Below are 14,540 nucleotides of genomic sequence, written 5' to 3' on the forward strand. Positions count from 1 at the left end.
CGCGTTATTGGGGTATTTTAGGTTTAATAGAGTTAATGGTTAGCTGGTACGCTCAGGAAACTTCTCTATAATTCGCTCGGCTTCTTTTTGCAATTGAGCCGCAATTCGCGATGGGTCGCCAACGGCATTCTGGACAGAACCGCGCCAGACCAGTTTACGGGTACGGGCATCGACCATATCGACAACCAGCGTACCAGCCTCATACTGCTGCTGGGTATACTGTGGGCCACCGTAGCCCCACCAGCCGGGTCCCCAGCCGCCGTAACCCCACCGACCCCAACCCATGTAGGGGCCATAGACCGGAGAGGGAGTTGCCACCGTTTGAGTCTTGTTTTCAACAAAGAAATGGTAGCCTATCAGCAAATCGGGCTTGGTTTTCGTTTCCTTTAAGCCTTTCTGCTGCAAGACGTTACTCATTGTGTTTTCGACACTCTCGGTGGCTATCTGATTGTAATACAAGGGGTTTTCTCCAGCTTTGACATCGCTGTCCATCCAGGTGAACGTTTTGTATTTGTTAAAATCAACCCGGCTGTTCTGATCGACAATTACGCGGGGGGCACACCCATAAATCAGGGCTAAAAAAGTGACTATACTCAGTAATCGCTTCATAACGTAGAGAGTTTTTTGTTCTACTCTACTAACGTATTTGTAGGCTGCTGGTTTAATTTTGTGAGGGAAGTGACTACTGAAGAGTCGGGTGCTTTTTGTGCCATTCCGTAGCATCCTGATACGCTTTTGCCACTGCCAGTACTTTGCCTTCTTCGAACAACTGACCCATAAACGTGATGCTGGTAGGCAAGTTCTGTTTGGTAAAGCCGTTGGGCAGCACCACGCATGGATGACCCGTGAGGTTGGTTAGCGTAAGGTTGCCACCTGCATATGCTGGCGATACATACACATCGACGTTGGCCGATTTCAGTTGGGCAGCCATCTCATTGATAAGCTTGGTACGGGCCCGATTGGCCTGAATATACTCCACTGCCGGAACAAAACGCGCCGACCGGAAGGCATTCGGCCAGGCACCTTTTCCCTGCCGTACCAGCAAATCGTCGCGGCCCGATCGGGTCAACTCATCGAACGAGGCTGCGGCTTCGACAGACAACAGAAAGGATATTTTCCCCGCCGGTACGCCCGTTGGTAAATCAAACGGCACGAGTTCGGCTCCTAATGTACGGAGCGTTTGAAGCGTGAGCGAGTCGTTCGCCCGGTTGGGGTAATTGCTGTCAAATGCTTTTTTTACATAGCCGACGCGCACGCCTTTGAGCGTAGTGAGTGGAGCGTAGTGAAAGGGTGCTGCCATAACGGTAGGGTCATGTCCATCGGGTCCATAAATAGCGTTGAAAACCAGCGCGCAGTCCTCCACCGACCGCGTGATAGGACCAATCTTATCCATGCTCCAGCTCAGTGCCATCGCTCCGTGCCGACTCACCCGGCCAAAGGTTGGCCGTAAGCCCGTTGTCCCGCAAACGGTCGATGGGGAAACAATCGAGCCCAGGGTTTCGGTGCCAATGGCAAACGGCAACAGCCCCGCTGATACACTGGATGCCGACCCCGCCGACGAGCCGCTGGAACCCGCTGTGGTGCTCCACGGATTCCGCGTCATGCCACCATACCAGACATCGCCCATCGCCAGGGCACCGAGGGTCATTTTGCCGCAGAGTACGGCTCCTGCTTTTTCGAGCCGCTGAACAACCGTTGCGTCGAGGTCGAGCGTCTGGTCTTTGTAGGGAGTGGCGCCCCAGGTTGTCTTGTATCCTTTTTTCGCCAGCAGATCTTTCGCTCCGTACGGAATGCCGTGGAGAGGTCCTCTGTAGCGACCGGCTTTCAATTCATCATCGGCTCGTTTGGCCTGGCTTAAAGCCAGTTCCTCGGTTAACGTGATGACGCAGTGTAAGGTAGGATCAAACGTTTTAAGGCGATTCAGGAAAAACTTGGTCAGTTCGACGGATGAAATCTGCTTCGTGCGAATCAGTTCACCCAACTGCCCGACGGTGTAAAAGGCCAGTTCATCACGATTGGCGGGGAGAGTAACCTTTCCGGGAGAAGATGCCTTGAACGACGATGGACCGGTTGGCATCGGGAAACCTGCCGGCAGTGGATTGAAATACAGGGCGGGTGCTACGTCGTTGGGCAAATCAATTTTGCGCAGCGCTTCGTAGTTCGTGCGGGCATTATTCAGATTGTCGAGCATCGAATCGCGCTCCGCAGCGGTAAACTCCAGGTCGAATAGCCTCGATGCTACCGCCACCATGTCGGCAGTTATGGGTTTTTTTGGGTCGTCGTTGGTGACAAAGGCACCGAGTAAAAAGCTGCTGGCACAGGCAGCAAGTACGAGAAGGATCCGTTTCATTTAATTTGGTTAATTGACGAAGTCATTAGCCAAATTACAGCGGAAAGAAGATTAATTGGATGCTTGTTGCAAAAAATCGTTGTGAAGGCGAATTATCTGTGGCAGCAGTAACTGACTTTCATCGTTTTCGATCACGTAGTCTGCTAGCTGCAAGCGTTCTGCATCACCGATCTGCCGGTCAATGATCTGTTGAATTTCCGCTTCAGAACGTTGCGGGTCACGCTTGCGAATACGCTCGATACGAAGGGCAACGGGTGCCTGTACGACAATCACTTTATCAAGAGAATTTCCCGAGCCAGCGGCTTTCATCAGGGCGGCTTCTTTGACAACATACGGTTTATCGGCCTGTTCATTAACCCAGGCTGCCGTGTCTGCGAGCACTCTCGGGTGAATGACCGAGTTGAGCGCCGTTAGCAAAGCGGGGTCTGAAAAGACTTGAGAGGCCACCCACGACCGATTGTACCGTCCCGTAGGATCATAGGCGTTCGGCCCGAGAACCCGCTGAATATCCGCTTTCAGGATTGGGTCATGTTCGGTTAGCCACTTTGCTCGTTCGTCGGCAGCATAAACCGGAATGCCCATTGCCGCAAACACAGCACAAACAACACTCTTGCCCGAGCCAATGCCACCCGTTACGCCAATCTGGAGAGGTGTTTTCATAAAGAGTGAAAGAACGGTCCGCCGTAGCGGTGAAAGAACGGTCCGCCGTAGCGGTGAAAGAGCGGTCTGTCTGCCATAATCTGGCAAGACACTCTTTCATTCTTTCGCTCGTTTATTGAGGTGATAACAATTCGCCGACTTCAAAGCTAACGGCTACCCGGTCAGCACTGGTGTGAAGAAGCGGGTGGCGGAGTTGATTCAGTGGAATCTCCTCGTCGTAGTTATCCGAGATTCGTTTGCGCGGAATCTTCACCCACAACGTATCGGGAAGGCCCCGAACCAGCTTCGCCGGGCCATCGATGTCTATGGTGCGGGGTGTCATGTTTATAACGCTCGACACCATAAACCGGGGAGCCAGATTCAGGTGCAGGCTGTCGGGGACCAGGCGAATCGTTTTGGTCATGCGCCGATCGAAACTCATCGCGAGTGTATCGGCAACGACGTAGTTAACATGAAGTTTTTTTACCTGTTCGGCCAGTGCGGCTGCCAGCGAAGACGTGTTGATAACGGTAGCCCGTAAAGGATTTTCTACGATATAATCAACGGGATCGACCCGGAACGGCAACCACGAATGGCGCAGCAACCCCCAGCCATCGCTCGACACATTGACCCGAACCGAGTGGGGAAGGGGCGAGGTAGGTATGAACAGGGAGTCGTCGTACACAAATCGAATCGGGTACTCTACATTGAGGGTATAACCCGGTTTGTTGAGGGCATTCAGAAACCAGAATAGCGCAGCGGCCCCCAGGCAAAGCAGGGCTTTGGTGGGTTGAAACGAGCGGACGTTTTGAGCGGTATTCACACGTTATTGCTTCTCAGCTTCAACCGGTTTCACTGTTGCTTCACGGGAGATAGAGCTCTTTTCAAACGTCATTTTAACGCCCCGATCCACTTCAAGCGTAACCGTCGTTCCTTCTACCGACGCGATCCGGCCATGCAGGCCACCGATCGTCACGACGCTGTCTCCTTTTTTAAGATTGTCGACAAAGCTCTTCTGATCTTTCTGCTTTTTCTGTTGCGGACGGATCATGAAGAAGTAAAATACTCCAATGATGGCTACCCAGAGGAGCACATTATAAATCATTGACGTATTGGAGCCAGCAGCGGCCTGTAAGAGAATAGTCAGCATAAGGTAGGTAGTTTACGATGTTTTGGTAGAATCACCTTTCGGTTTTACCAGCGCTTTGAATTGCAGATCGGTCATAGCCGGTTCTGTATTGGCAAAGATGGTGATGGTTTTATTCTGTTCACCCATTTTGCCACGGCTATTGAACCGGACCCGCACCGACGATTGGGAGCCGGGCGCTACTGGTTCCCTGGGCCAGTCGGGGGTAGTGCAGCCGCAGGATGCGGTAACATTGTTAATAATCAGCGGAAATTCTCCCGTATTGGTAAACGCGAAGGTGTGTTCAACCGTATCGCCCTGAGTGAGCGTTCCGAAATCGTAGATGCCTTTTTCTGCAAATGTAATTTTAGGCATCTTGGCCAGGGCCGTTTCCTTAGAGGTCTCGCCCTGCTTACGATTATCGCAGCTAAGCTGCCCGAAACTGATTCCGGCTAGGGCTACCACCACCAGCCAATTTTTGAGGTACATTTCTGGTTTGAGGTTTTGGGACTACTGATTCAGCTCATGGCAGGCTGTTGCCTTAAACGAGCGCAGCGGCCTGCCGTAAACTGAATTTCATGAACCGAAATTAGGCATTTTGCTGCTTAATCTGGGCCATTAACTTATCAACATCTTCCAATAAGCGTTCGGCCTTTTCGCGGGCATCATTGACAACGCGCTGGCCTTCGTTTTTCGACGAATTTTCGAGTGGCTCTACTGAGTTGCTCAAATCATCGAGCAACTGATTAATTTGCTCTCTGTACTTCGATAGTCGGAACGAGAGCCGATCGCGGGTAATCTTGCCCTTATCAGGCGCATACAATAAGCCAACAAGAGAGCCGGCGGCAATACCGGTCAGCAAAAAGGTTAAATCACGTCCAGTTCTGCTCATTTTTTCAGAAGGTTTGTGCGGTTCCCCGCCAGGATTTGTGGTTTATGAGTTTACGGGTTTAGGGCGGTCAGCCACCGGGGCGACAAGCTATAAATTCCGGCGGAGAACCGCACAAACCGTAAACCACAAACTCTTTTATTTATTGTCCAACAACCCGCGTCCACTTTTACGCAGACGGCCCGAGGCTACTAACTTCTCGGACAGGTTATCGAGTATTCCATTGACAAATTTACCGCTTTTAGGCGTACTGTATGCCTTTGCCAACTCGATATATTCATTAATCGTTACTTTGACCGGAATGTTTGGGAAACTGAGCAACTCGCAAACGGCTAATTTTAGAATAATTTTATCGATAATAGCGACCCGTTCAACGTCCCAGTTTTGAAGCTGGTCGGCCAGTAACTGCTCATACTCCGCGTCGTTTTCAATCGATTGCTCGAACAGGGTATTGAGAAATAATTCGTCTTCCTCCCAATCATCGGTGAGTGGTTCGAGCTTAAGACCCGTTGGGCTCTGCGCGGATTTTAAGGTGCGAATGGCCAATCCCCGCACCACTTCGCTGTTCTCGGTCCAGCTCAGATCAATTTCCGCCAGATGATCCCGGATAACCTCGTGCTTGAATATCAGGGTCCGCAGCACGTGTTGTACCAAAGCCTGATCTTCGTCGGCCGTATGGGTCCGTTGTTCGCAGTAGGCGCGGTATGTATCGTCGGTTTTGAGCGCTTCGCGAAGGGCTTTGCGAATAAAGGGCTGATCGTCGACCCAGGAAATTCCGTGGCGAACGGCTTCGTTGGTCAGCGGCTGGTGTTCGGCCAGGGCCTTTATCACCCGATTATCGCCCAAAGTTGATTCGAATGGAAAGGCTACTTCATCGACATCACGGTATTGACGTTCGCTATCCAGTTGGGCCGTGTGGCCGAGTTCAACGAGGAGCAGCATCACCCGCAAGTAATCATCGTAGATGCCGTTGACCTGCTTGATCATCATCTGGGCAAGGTGCTGGCGATCTTTTCGGGTACGTATCTGGTAGAAAACAAATCCGTCGTTGGCGGCTTTGAGCACGTTTCGGGGTGCATCGTCGTCCTGAGCAGATTGATTGGTTTTTACGGCCTCTTCGAACAGCAGACCGGCAAGTTTTCGGTAGCCTTCGAGTTGCCGCTTGTTCTGCGGCAGCATCGAGTTCAGGTCGGGTTGGAAGAGATCATTTATGCCATCAATGGCTAGTTGTTGATTGGAAAATTCGGCCTGCCGAAGCGCGTACAACGCCTGCATGACCTTGATTCGGAGTAGTCGCCGATTGAGCATCCCGCCTAAGTCTAATTGCTACCAGTAAGAAAAGAACTTCTTGAATTGGGTGCAAAAGTACGGTTTATTCGGGGAAAAGGCAAGCCATGCTGTAAAAAGCCTGTGGTGATGAGTGGGTTATGTTGCCCGTACCACGGTGTTTCGGCTACCTAAGCCCGGCTCCTTTTCCCGATCAGATTCCTGCAACTTTTCGCCGATGGGGGCGGTTACGAATGAAACGCTGTTTGGCTGTACTGTGAAATCACTTTCTTACCTCAATAAATACCTCGTCAAGTATAAATGGTACCTGATTCTGGGGACGCTGTTTACGGTTATCTCCAATCTGTTTGGTATTTTTCCGGCGCAACTGGTCCGCTACGCCCTCGATCTGGTTCGGGAAACGCTGGACGTCTATTACCTCTACGATAAGTCTCCTCTGCAATCGTCTCTCTACGAAGTGTTTACCTTCAGTATTTTGCTGTTTGGCGTAATGACACTTGTGCTGGCCCTGTTGAAAGGATTTTTCCTGTTTCTGGTGCGTCAGACGCTCATTGTGATGTCCAGACACGTCGAGTACGACCTGAAAAACGAGATTTACAATCATTACCAGACGTTGCCGCTGAGTTTCTATCGCCAGCACAATACCGGCGATTTGATGGCTCGTATTTCGGAGGATGTCAGCAAGGTTCGGATGTACGTTGGGCCGAGTATCATGTATGGCCTGAACCTGATTGTGTTGTTCATTCTGGTCATTACGTACATGGTTAGCATCAACGCTCGTTTATCGCTGTATGTGCTGTTGCCGTTGCCGGTTTTGTCGATTGCTATTTATATTGTAAACAACATTATCATTCAACGGTCAGAAGAAATTCAGCGCTCCCTGTCGCGGCTTTCGACCTACGTGCAGGAAGCTTTTTCGGGTATTCGCGTTCTGAAAGCGTTTGTGCAGGAAACCAACTCCGCGGCCAAGTTCGAGATCGAAAGTGATGAATACCGGAACAAGTCATTGAGCCTGACACGGGTCGACTCCCTGTTTTTCCCCATCGTTGCCATTCTGGTTGGGTTGAGCAACGTGCTGGTTATTTTTGTCGGGGGGCAGGAAATTCTGGCCGGGCGACTCACTCCGGGCAACATAACTGAATTCATCCTGTACGTGAATATGCTGACCTGGCCCGTCATGGCCCTCGGCTGGACTACCAGCCAGACCCAGCGGGCGGCTGCCTCGCAGGAGCGCATCAACGAGTTTCTGAACATCAAAACGGATATCGTCTCGCAAAAAGATGTTCAGCGTACGATCAACGGGGCAATTGAGTTCAAAAATGTCCGCTTCGTTTACCCCGATTCGGGTATCGTAGCTATCAAGGATTTTTCGATGCACGTTCGGGCGGGCGAAACGGTGGCCATTCTGGGGACGACCGGATCGGGCAAGAGCACACTGGCGAACCTGCTGACCCGTATGTATGACGTGACCTCCGGCGAAATTCTGGTGGATGGTATCCCGATTAAAGACTATAATCTGACGTCGTTGCGGGAGCAGATGGGCTACGTGCCCCAGGATGTATTTCTGTTCTCCGAAACGATCAGCAACAACGTTCGTTTCGGTAAACCGGAACTGCCGCAGGAGCGCGTTGAGCAGGCCATTCGTGATGCTGATTTATACCAGAACGTACTGGAGTTTCCCGAACAGTTCGATACGCGCGTTGGTGAGCGTGGCGTTACCTTATCGGGTGGACAGAAGCAGCGGTTGAGCATTGCCCGCGCCATTGCCCGCGACCCCAAAATCCTGATTCTGGACGACTGCCTGTCGGCGGTGGACACGAATACGGAGAACATTATTCTCAATAACCTTCAGCGCATCATGGCCGACCGTACCTCGGTGGTCATTTCACACCGGGTATCGTCGGCAAAACTGGCTGACTTCATCATCATGCTCGATGAAGGGACGATCATCGAACAGGGCACCCACGACGACCTGATCTCCCGGAATGGTGCCTACCGCGAACTGTACGAGAAGCAGTTGCAGACGGAGGAGGCTTAGGGCGGATAGTAAGATTTGAACTTACTGGTATCGTAGTGGAATAATGGGTTGCTCTAATTGAGCCAAACTCCAGTTTAGCCCTGTTAGTATAGAAGAGGGCGCTAAATCCCACTCAAATTCTGGTTGCATTCTGCCTGAAGAATGCCATGAAGTAGTGTATTGTTTTTGACGATAATAAGCTTCCGTTATGCCGTCTGTTATATCCCTTGACCCAACTATGGCAATGTGATATAATTTTTTGTTCTTAGTAATCTCTAATGCACCACCACTCTGGTCTGCTAAACATACAGGTAGATAACAAACAGGCTGATCGGAGAGTAGCATTTTTTGCCATAACCTGATCAACAAAGAGACATTCGTTTTCTTAGCCTTCATTATATCCTCATCACTCCATATGTCCTCATCACTCCATGGGACGTTTTCGTCGGTATTGAAGAAAGCATCCAACCATGTTGAGTCTGCAATCCAGACATGCGTTGGTGTTCCGTCGATTTTAATAAATAAGTCCTTGGAGCCGCTTCCGTGTTCGTCGAATAAAACCCTCAACATACTTCTTTAATTGCGTTATCTGGTGATTAAAGTTTCTAACATAGCATAAAAAATGCCGACCCTGCTGGATCGGCATTTTTTATTTTTTAGGCGTGTTGCCCTCTGTGTTTGCCTTCTTTAATTTCTTCAATCATTTTTCGATTGAAAGCCGGTATGTCATCGGGCTTGCGACTAGTTACTAACCCTTGGTCGGTTACCACTTCTTCATCTACCCAGTTGGCACCAGCGTTCTTCAAATCCGTCTGGATGGATGGGTACGACGTTAATTTCCGGCCGCGAACGACATCGGCTTCAATGAGCATAATTGGCGCATGGCAAATGGCCGCCACGGGCTTCTGCGATTCAAAGAAATGCCGGACAAATTGCACAGCTTTAGGCTCTGTCCGGAGTGTGTCCGGGTTCATGACGCCACCGGGTAATAGCAGGGCATCATATTGGTTGGGGTCAGCGCCAGCCAGGGGTAGATCGACCGGGAAGCTGTCGCCCCAGTCGGTTTCGTCCCATCCTTTAACCTCACCGCCTTTCGGTGAAATGAGGTGCGTAGTAGCCCCTGCGTCCTGGAGCGCCTTGCGTGGTTCGGTCATTTCGACCTGTTCAAATCCATCGGTTAGCAGAATCGCTACCTTCTTTCCCTGCAATCGTTGCTGCGTTTCCATAATACGTTGAGAATTTAGTCGTGGCAGGTCTTTTCGAGTAAACCTGATAAGCTATCAACTGCGAAAACACCCCTAAGGTTATGCGCATGGAACACGCTATCGATAATCGACGTAGCTTTATTTATGCTGGATGGATTGCGGAGGTGAGAACATCGTTTCTACCTGAGTGCCAGGCTCAGCGGGTCTTCGCGTGGCTTGTATAGTAGGGGAGTCAGTCAAGCATTTAACCTGACCAAACAGTACGTCAACCCGTCGTTTTTGTTACGTTTGTACTATGGATTCTAAATCATGTGAGAAAGCCACGGGGGCTATGGCCGACAAGTACCGGCTCTCGATCATACTGGAATTAGCCCAGCGAGAGAGCATGACACCCTCTGATATTCAGGAGCTAACGGGTTTATCGCAGCCTTGCGTGTCGCACCATGTCCGGCTGCTGACCGAGAGCGAGTTGGTCTGCGCAGTTAAAGAAGGACGCAATGTGCATTTGCGCCTGAACAAAGAGAAAGTGCGTCAATTGTCGACCTTCCTGGCAGAGCTGACGTAAAAATTTAATCAAAAACATTCAAACCTTTAAATATATCAAAGCGTTTTCTGCCCAAATAAGACACATTGAATCCGTATCTTCAGGGATAGTAACAGATGGCACAAAAACTTTTTTCAGAAGCTAGCCTTGGCAAGCTGACACTTCAGAACCACATCGTCATGGCGCCCATGACCCGTAACCGCGCTACAGTCGATCATGCCGTAACGCCTATTATGGCAACCTATTACGCGCAGCGAGCATCGGCTGGTTTGATCATAACAGAAGGAATTGCGCCATCGCCCAATGGCAATGGATATGCCCGCGTGCCGGGTTTGTATACCGCAGACCAGGTGGCTGGCTGGAAAAACGTTACCGATGGCGTTCATGCAAAGGGAGGTAAAATTTTCGCTCAGTTAATGCACTCGGGCCGGGTTGGTCACCCTGTTAATATGCACGAAGGGGGCGAGGTTATTGCTCCTTCGGCTATTGCTGCCGCCGGGCAAATTTATACCGATACCGATGGCATGCTAGATCACCCAACGCCCCGTGCCCTGACAACCGATGAGGTCAAGCAAACGGTACAGGAATTTGTGCAGGCTGCCAAAAATGCCATTGACGCTGGTTTCGACGGCGTAGAAATTCACGGTGCCAACGGGTATCTGGTCGAGCAGTTCCTGCGTTCGACAACTAACCAGCGGACCGATGAGTACGGTGGTTCGGCCGAGAATAACGCTCGCTTTGCCCTTGAGGTTGCCGAGCAGATAGCTCAGGCCATTGGAAAAGAGAAGACGGGCATCCGGCTGTCACCTTATGGCGTGTTCAATGACATGCCTTACTCGCCAGACGACGACAAGATTTATCATCACCTGGCGGAGAAACTGTCTGATCATGTGGTCTATATCCACCTCGTCGATCACGAATCGATGGGCGCACCAGCGGTTGATCCGGCTATTGTCGAAGCTATTCGTGAGAACTATACGGGTACGCTGATGTTAAGCGGAGGCTACGATGCCGAACGGGCTGAAGCTGATCTGACAAGTGGTAAAGCAGATTTAGTGGCCTTTGGCCGCCCTTTCATCGCTAACCCCGATCTCGTCGAGCGATTGAAAACCGGTGCCGAGCTCAATCAACCCGATTTTGAAACGTTCTACACACCCGGTGAAAAAGGCTATACTGATTATCCGGTGCTGGAAGAAGCAAAAGCATAACCCTTAATCCAGTTTGATGTAGTGTCGATATACCCGTCTGACTTATCAGGCGGGTATATTGGTATAACCGATTCGCGTTTTCGATAGACTAGTTTTTGCCTTGATGCTGTATTGATGCCGAACCTAGACCAGAACTGCCTTTAAGGTTTGCGCTGAAATAAGTCGCCCGTTTACGTTGCCAAGGGCCGAATCGGCAGTGGGGCATCATACCAAATACGTTTTTGCGCCTGTTGGTGACCCCCGCGATATTTCTCAGGCTGCTATTCGGGTTAGCTTCTTCCGTTGCGTCGCCATAGCGGAAGAACACCCGGTCATTGAGTGATCTAAGCGCATCGGCAAAGTACCGGCCATCGCCTTGGGCGATGTAATACATAGAGGACAATCACTACATCTACGATTCCAATAGTCGTCTTCTGTTCAATTCAGCGCTAACGAACAGACTGATCGTCTGTACGATACGAGGATAGGAGCTCTTAAAAACAAACCGCCGGGTTAGTGCCCGGCGGTCTTACAATCTTTGGGAAGGCGATGGATATGAGTGAGGATAGAATTAACTCTACAAATATGATGGATAAATCAATTTTAGTGTAGGGGAGAATACACCAATATAAGGCGGGAAAAATACGGTACTTGATACGGGAGATTTCCCCCCACTAGTAAATAAAAGTTAACGGATACTGGATAAAAGGTTGATAATTAACCTTAAATTGTGCCTTATGCTCCGGTATGGAAACATTGATTCCATCTACCTGCATACCTTTGCTGAAACTTGTTGCCTTCACTCTATTTTAACGTTGCGGCTATGTTGGAATTTGTATTCAAAAAATCAGAAATGATTCAGTTAATTGATGAATCGGGTGATCCTGATGAAGGAAATGTTGTTGTCAGACTTAAGTTTGGCCATAAGAATGGGGACTCGTTTCCGGCTTTCATAACCGCCTACTGCGAAGGCAACGCGGGTGAATTAACAACGGGCGAAATCGATGGTTGCCCCCGGCCTCCCGGCTGCGATTAACCGGCGGTTGCGGGTTCTGTCTGCTCACTATTTATTCCTCTGCACGGATGTGGCCAGTGGTTTCAAAAGCCATCAATTATTTTGATACGATCCCTCCTTTGCTATTGCTCGTCCTGGTTCTGACCACGATGCGTCGGCAGGGGAGGGATTATATTGTGTACTACCTGGGTGGCCAACTTTTTTTTAATGGCTACGCCAACGTTTTGAATGAATTAGAAAAAGATAACCTGTTTGCCTATTCTCTGAATTTTGCCTGGGCTTACTACATCCTGTCGCTCTATTTTTCCAGACTTTACGCATCCCGTAAATGGGCATGGTTTATTCTGGGCCTTGTTGCTTTATACCAGCTGAATTTGATCTATACGCTACAGGCATCGAGTACGGTAGCTGACTTCAACAGTATATCGTTTGGGGGAGTTAGTTTATTGATTACGATCGCCTGCCTGTTTTATTACGGACAGCAACTAGCCGGGCAACCAAAGGAAAATATATTGACGGTTAGGAATTTCTGGTACGTCAACGGTATCTTCACGTATTACACCAGCAATTTCTTCATTTTCCTGACCTACAACTCACTGATTAGTCGGAACTACGCCAATATTGGCATAGTCTGGAAAATTCATAATGTTGTTTTCCTGGTGATGTGCGTTTACTTTTTTATTGGTATGCGATGCAAAACCTCACCGGAGAAATAGAAATCGTTAGCATCGCTACGATCTTTTTACTGTTCATAACGGGCGCGCCCATTGCCTTCGTGATGATGCACCAGCGCCAGTATCTGCGTTATCTGCAGGATAAAGAACAGATCAAGAACCTCTACCAGCGCGAACTGCTCCAGTCGCAACTCGAAATTCAGAACCAAACACTTCAGCAGGTAGGCAACGACCTGCACGACAATGTCGGGCAACTGCTCACGGTGGTCGTTATGCGACTGAACGAACTCGAAGACGAAGTGGCTGAACCGACCAGGCAGGAAGAGGTTCAACAAACCCGCGAGTTGGTGCAGACCATTATTTCCGACGTTCGTGCCCTTTCCAAAACGCTCGACCACGATACCGTGCGTCGGTTTGGTTTGTTGCCCAGTCTGACCCTCGAATTGGAACGAATTCAGCGCACGAAGCGGATACAGGCTGAGTTGACTACCCTGGGAGAACCCCGTTCACTGGGGGAGCAAACGGAAATCGTTCTGCTACGAATGACGCAGGAGGCTCTCAACAATGCCCTCAAACACGCCAAAGCGAAGAACTTGCATGTGCTGACTGAGTTTAATGTAGACAGCTTCGCGCTGACAATCCGTGATGATGGGCGAGGATTCAGTGTGCCAGAAGTTAGCGCCCGGCAACTGAGCGAGTCGGGGGCGGGGCTGAGTAACCTGTACCGCCGGGCAGGGTTGCTGGGCGGAACCTGTGTCATTAATAGCCAGCCCGGTGCTGGTACACGTGTTGACATTCGGGTTCCCTATTCCCAGGCTAAACTGGATTAAACGCCTAACTTTAGTAACTTATCGGGCATATGTTTAAAGTTAAGAATAGCCAAAGTTGAGTATTGTGTAGATTGATTTAACTTTCTATTCCCAGATGCCCATAACGCTTATACGAACCAACCCATGTCTGTACTCATCGCCATTGCTGACGATCATACCTTATTAGCGTCTGCTTTGTCAGATATGATACGAAAATTTGAGAAATATGATGTATTACTCGTCGCCGAGAATGGGCGCGATTTACTGGACCAACTGGCCAACAGTACGCAGTTGCCCGATATTCTACTGCTGGATTTGAGCATGCCCGTTATGGATGGTTTCGAAACGGCCCTTCACCTGCGGCAGTTGTACCCCGCCATACGGGTATTGGCGCTTTCGATGGATGATCGTGAAGAGCATATTATCCGGATCATACGCGACGGAGCCCGTGGGTATCTGCTTAAAGGATGTCGCCCGGCCGAGTTTCGTCTGGCACTGGATGAGATCATGACAAAAGGCTACTACTACTCTGAATTTCTGACAACGCAACTGATCCGAAATCTGAATGCTCCAGCCGAGAGCAACCCTAAGCCGCCGTTTACCCTGAACGCTCGTGAACTTGACTTCCTGAAAATTGCCTGCAGTGAACTGACCTACACAGAAATTGCCGATAGAATGTGCGTAAGTCCGCGTACAGTAGATGGCTACCGGGAGATTATCTTTCAGAAAATGAACGTGAAAACGCGCGTAGGAATGGTCATTGAAGGACTTCGTCACGGGTTGATTACCTTATAGACG

The 14,540-nt window shown here is 50.0% G+C and carries 17 protein-coding genes and 1 pseudogene; 7 read left to right on the forward strand and 11 right to left on the reverse strand.

Annotated features, from left to right (window positions below):
- Window positions 1–39 precede the first annotated feature (39 nt).
- The 8 genes from ACYU8Y_RS12680 to nusB all read right to left on the reverse strand — a co-directional run bounded on the left by ACYU8Y_RS12680 (window position 40) and on the right by nusB (window position 6,279).
- A complete protein-coding gene (locus ACYU8Y_RS12680) occupies window positions 40–609 on the reverse strand; it encodes a DUF4136 domain-containing protein (RefSeq protein ID WP_460937679.1) in 570 nt (189 codons plus the stop codon).
- A gap of 73 nt (window positions 610–682) precedes the next feature.
- Window positions 683–2,350 carry an amidase gene (locus ACYU8Y_RS12685; RefSeq protein ID WP_460937681.1) on the reverse strand — a complete coding sequence of 556 codons (1,668 nt, stop codon included), beginning with the start codon at window positions 2,348–2,350 and terminating at the stop codon, window positions 683–685.
- A 51-nt stretch (window positions 2,351–2,401) separates the two neighbouring features.
- A complete protein-coding gene (gene coaE / locus ACYU8Y_RS12690) occupies window positions 2,402–3,010 on the reverse strand; it encodes a dephospho-CoA kinase (RefSeq protein ID WP_460937683.1) in 609 nt (202 codons plus the stop codon).
- 112 nt (window positions 3,011–3,122) lie between these two features.
- On the reverse strand, window positions 3,123–3,812 hold the full coding sequence (locus ACYU8Y_RS12695; protein ID WP_460937685.1) for a hypothetical protein: 690 nt from the start codon (window positions 3,810–3,812) through the stop codon (window positions 3,123–3,125).
- 3 nt (window positions 3,813–3,815) lie between these two features.
- On the reverse strand, window positions 3,816–4,139 hold the full coding sequence (gene yajC / locus ACYU8Y_RS12700) for a preprotein translocase subunit YajC (RefSeq protein ID WP_460937687.1): 324 nt from the start codon (window positions 4,137–4,139) through the stop codon (window positions 3,816–3,818).
- A 12-nt stretch (window positions 4,140–4,151) separates the two neighbouring features.
- Complete coding sequence (locus ACYU8Y_RS12705; RefSeq protein WP_460937689.1) at window positions 4,152–4,604, reverse strand: DUF1573 domain-containing protein; 453 nt, start codon at window positions 4,602–4,604, stop codon at window positions 4,152–4,154.
- Between the two features lie 100 nt (window positions 4,605–4,704).
- The gene (locus tag ACYU8Y_RS12710; RefSeq protein WP_460937691.1) at window positions 4,705–5,007 is read right to left on the reverse strand and encodes a YtxH domain-containing protein; all 303 of its coding nucleotides are present in this window, start codon (window positions 5,005–5,007) and stop codon (window positions 4,705–4,707) included.
- Window positions 5,008–5,142: 135 nt separating this feature from the next.
- Window positions 5,143–6,279, reverse strand: a complete 1,137-nt coding sequence (nusB, locus tag ACYU8Y_RS12715; protein ID WP_460939036.1) for a transcription antitermination factor NusB — start codon at window positions 6,277–6,279, stop codon at window positions 5,143–5,145.
- A 268-nt stretch (window positions 6,280–6,547) separates the two neighbouring features.
- On the opposite strand from nusB, the gene ACYU8Y_RS12720 reads away from it, so the two are divergent.
- A complete protein-coding gene (locus tag ACYU8Y_RS12720) occupies window positions 6,548–8,329 on the forward strand; it encodes an ABC transporter ATP-binding protein (RefSeq protein ID WP_460937693.1) in 1,782 nt (593 codons plus the stop codon).
- Window positions 8,330–8,350: 21 nt separating this feature from the next.
- Here the strand turns inward: ACYU8Y_RS12720 and ACYU8Y_RS12725 are convergent, their stop codons facing one another.
- Window positions 8,351–8,878, reverse strand: coding sequence for a hypothetical protein (locus ACYU8Y_RS12725; RefSeq protein ID WP_460937695.1), 528 nt, complete (start codon window positions 8,876–8,878; stop codon window positions 8,351–8,353).
- Window positions 8,879–8,964: 86 nt separating this feature from the next.
- Window positions 8,965–9,534, reverse strand: coding sequence for a type 1 glutamine amidotransferase domain-containing protein (locus tag ACYU8Y_RS12730; RefSeq protein WP_460937697.1), 570 nt, complete (start codon window positions 9,532–9,534; stop codon window positions 8,965–8,967).
- A 274-nt stretch (window positions 9,535–9,808) separates the two neighbouring features.
- On the opposite strand from ACYU8Y_RS12730, the gene ACYU8Y_RS12735 reads away from it, so the two are divergent.
- Together ACYU8Y_RS12735 and ACYU8Y_RS12740 are read left to right on the forward strand one after the other, a co-directional pair.
- Window positions 9,809–10,078, forward strand: a complete 270-nt coding sequence (locus ACYU8Y_RS12735; RefSeq protein WP_460937699.1) for an ArsR/SmtB family transcription factor — start codon at window positions 9,809–9,811, stop codon at window positions 10,076–10,078.
- Window positions 10,079–10,173: 95 nt separating this feature from the next.
- The gene (locus ACYU8Y_RS12740; protein ID WP_460937701.1) at window positions 10,174–11,265 is read left to right on the forward strand and encodes an alkene reductase; all 1,092 of its coding nucleotides are present in this window, start codon (window positions 10,174–10,176) and stop codon (window positions 11,263–11,265) included.
- Window positions 11,266–11,388: 123 nt separating this feature from the next.
- Here the strand turns inward: ACYU8Y_RS12740 and ACYU8Y_RS12745 are convergent.
- Window positions 11,389–11,629: pseudogene (locus ACYU8Y_RS12745) on the reverse strand (phosphoribosylformylglycinamidine synthase I); the annotation flags it as partial.
- A 468-nt stretch (window positions 11,630–12,097) separates the two neighbouring features.
- Here ACYU8Y_RS12745 and ACYU8Y_RS12750 point away from each other — a divergent pair.
- From ACYU8Y_RS12750 to ACYU8Y_RS12765, 4 genes are all read left to right on the forward strand, one after another.
- On the forward strand, window positions 12,098–12,280 hold the full coding sequence (locus ACYU8Y_RS12750) for a hypothetical protein (RefSeq protein WP_460937703.1): 183 nt from the start codon (window positions 12,098–12,100) through the stop codon (window positions 12,278–12,280).
- 47 nt (window positions 12,281–12,327) lie between these two features.
- The gene (locus ACYU8Y_RS12755; protein ID WP_460937705.1) at window positions 12,328–12,975 is read left to right on the forward strand and encodes a hypothetical protein; all 648 of its coding nucleotides are present in this window, start codon (window positions 12,328–12,330) and stop codon (window positions 12,973–12,975) included.
- Complete coding sequence (locus tag ACYU8Y_RS12760) at window positions 12,951–13,763, forward strand: sensor histidine kinase (RefSeq protein WP_460937707.1); 813 nt, start codon at window positions 12,951–12,953, stop codon at window positions 13,761–13,763. The genes ACYU8Y_RS12755 and ACYU8Y_RS12760 overlap by 25 nt, the downstream gene beginning before the upstream one ends.
- Window positions 13,764–13,886: 123 nt before the next feature.
- Window positions 13,887–14,537 (forward strand): response regulator, encoded by a 651-nt coding sequence (locus tag ACYU8Y_RS12765; protein WP_460937709.1) that lies wholly within the window; start codon window positions 13,887–13,889, stop codon window positions 14,535–14,537.
- Window positions 14,538–14,540 lie beyond the last annotated feature (3 nt).

It is taken from the genome of Spirosoma humi, assembly GCF_054776575.1.

Excerpts from the sequence above, each read along its gene's own strand:
- ACYU8Y_RS12750 (WP_460937703.1), top strand. The coding sequence starts at position 12,098 with ATGATTCAGTTAATTGATGAATCGGGTGATCCTGATGAAGGAAATGTT.
- nusB (WP_460939036.1), bottom strand. The coding sequence starts at position 6,279 with ATGCAGGCGTTGTACGCGCTTCGGCAGGCCGAATTTTCCAATCAACAA.
- ACYU8Y_RS12680 (WP_460937679.1), bottom strand. The coding sequence starts at position 609 with ATGAAGCGATTACTGAGTATAGTCACTTTTTTAGCCCTGATTTATGGG.
- ACYU8Y_RS12755 (WP_460937705.1), top strand. The coding sequence starts at position 12,328 with ATGTGGCCAGTGGTTTCAAAAGCCATCAATTATTTTGATACGATCCCT.
- ACYU8Y_RS12685 (WP_460937681.1), bottom strand. The coding sequence starts at position 2,350 with ATGAAACGGATCCTTCTCGTACTTGCTGCCTGTGCCAGCAGCTTTTTA.
- ACYU8Y_RS12765 (WP_460937709.1), top strand. The coding sequence starts at position 13,887 with ATGTCTGTACTCATCGCCATTGCTGACGATCATACCTTATTAGCGTCT.
- ACYU8Y_RS12710 (WP_460937691.1), bottom strand. The coding sequence starts at position 5,007 with ATGAGCAGAACTGGACGTGATTTAACCTTTTTGCTGACCGGTATTGCC.
- ACYU8Y_RS12735 (WP_460937699.1), top strand. The coding sequence starts at position 9,809 with ATGGATTCTAAATCATGTGAGAAAGCCACGGGGGCTATGGCCGACAAG.
- ACYU8Y_RS12705 (WP_460937689.1), bottom strand. The coding sequence starts at position 4,604 with ATGTACCTCAAAAATTGGCTGGTGGTGGTAGCCCTAGCCGGAATCAGT.
- yajC (WP_460937687.1), bottom strand. The coding sequence starts at position 4,139 with ATGCTGACTATTCTCTTACAGGCCGCTGCTGGCTCCAATACGTCAATG.
- coaE (WP_460937683.1), bottom strand. The coding sequence starts at position 3,010 with ATGAAAACACCTCTCCAGATTGGCGTAACGGGTGGCATTGGCTCGGGC.
- ACYU8Y_RS12730 (WP_460937697.1), bottom strand. The coding sequence starts at position 9,534 with ATGGAAACGCAGCAACGATTGCAGGGAAAGAAGGTAGCGATTCTGCTA.
- ACYU8Y_RS12740 (WP_460937701.1), top strand. The coding sequence starts at position 10,174 with ATGGCACAAAAACTTTTTTCAGAAGCTAGCCTTGGCAAGCTGACACTT.
- ACYU8Y_RS12760 (WP_460937707.1), top strand. The coding sequence starts at position 12,951 with ATGCAAAACCTCACCGGAGAAATAGAAATCGTTAGCATCGCTACGATC.
- ACYU8Y_RS12725 (WP_460937695.1), bottom strand. The coding sequence starts at position 8,878 with ATGTTGAGGGTTTTATTCGACGAACACGGAAGCGGCTCCAAGGACTTA.